The 1,102-nt window shown below is 56.4% G+C and carries 1 rRNA gene; it reads left to right on the top strand.

The annotated features are described in order from the left end of the window. Positions 1-124: 124 nt before the first annotated feature. Positions 125-1,102, top strand: a 23S ribosomal RNA gene (locus tag KME79_RS44295); the annotation flags it as partial.

The following is a 1,102-nucleotide window of genomic DNA, read 5'->3' on the forward strand; positions in this document are numbered from 1 at the left end:
TCGGGTGGGCCCGCCTGTCTGTGGGACCTCAGCACAGGACCGGGGATGTCGTCACAGATGGTGGCGGTGGAGCTGGTTGCTGTTTGTTGTTTGAGATTTGCATAGTGGACGCGAGCATCTTTGTGGCCAAGTTTTTAAGGGCACACGGTGGATGCCTTGGCATCAGGAGCCGATGAAGGACGTGGGAGGCTGCGTTAAGCCTCGGGGAGTCGCCAACCAGACGTTGATCCGGGGATGTCCGAATGGGGAAACCTAGCACCAGTCATGTGGTGTTGCCTCCGCCTGAATGTATAGGGCGGTTGGTGGTAACGCGGGGAAGTGAAACATCTCAGTACCCGTAGGAAGAGAAAACAAGAGTGATTCCGTGAGTAGTGGTGAGCGAAAGCGGAGGAGGCTAAACCGGGCGTGTGTGATAGCCGGCAGGCGTTGCATGTCCGGGGTTGTGGGACCTTCTTGAAGTCTCTGCCGGGATTTCGAGCAGTGAGAAATCGATGGGGTAGTCGAAAGCTCTGGGAAGGGCTGCCGTAGACCGTGAGAGCCGGGTAGGCGAAACCTTGTCGACTGCTGGAGGGGATCCCAAGTAGCACGGGGCCCGAGAAATCCTGTGTGAATCTGCCAGGACCACCTGGTAAGCCTAAATACTCCCTGGTGACCGATAGTGCACGAGTACCGTGAGGGAAAGGTGAAAAGTGCCCCGGTGAGGGGTCGTGAAAGAGTACCTGAAACCGTGTGCCTACAAGCCGTAGGAGCTTACGAGGATTTCGGTCCTCGTGTGATGTGACTGCGTGCCTTTTGAAGAATGAGCCTGCGAGTTATGGTGTGTGGCGAGGTTAACCCGTGTGGGGGAGCCGTAGCGAAAGCGAGTCTGAAGAGGGCGTTTGAGTCGCATGCTGTAGACCCGAAGCGAAGTGATCTACGCATGGGCAGGTTGAAGCTCAGGTAAGACTGGGTGGAGGACCGAACCCACCAGGGTTGAAAACCTGGGGGATGATCTGTGTGTAGGGGTGAAAGGCCAATCAAACTTCGTGATAGCTGGTTCTCCCCGAAATGCATTTAGGTGCAGCGTCACGTGTTTCTTGCCGGAGGTAGAGCACTGGATGGC

The sequence above is a fragment of the Nonomuraea harbinensis genome, assembly GCF_019396385.1.
Classification (GTDB): domain Bacteria; phylum Actinomycetota; class Actinomycetes; order Streptosporangiales; family Streptosporangiaceae; genus Nonomuraea; species Nonomuraea ferruginea.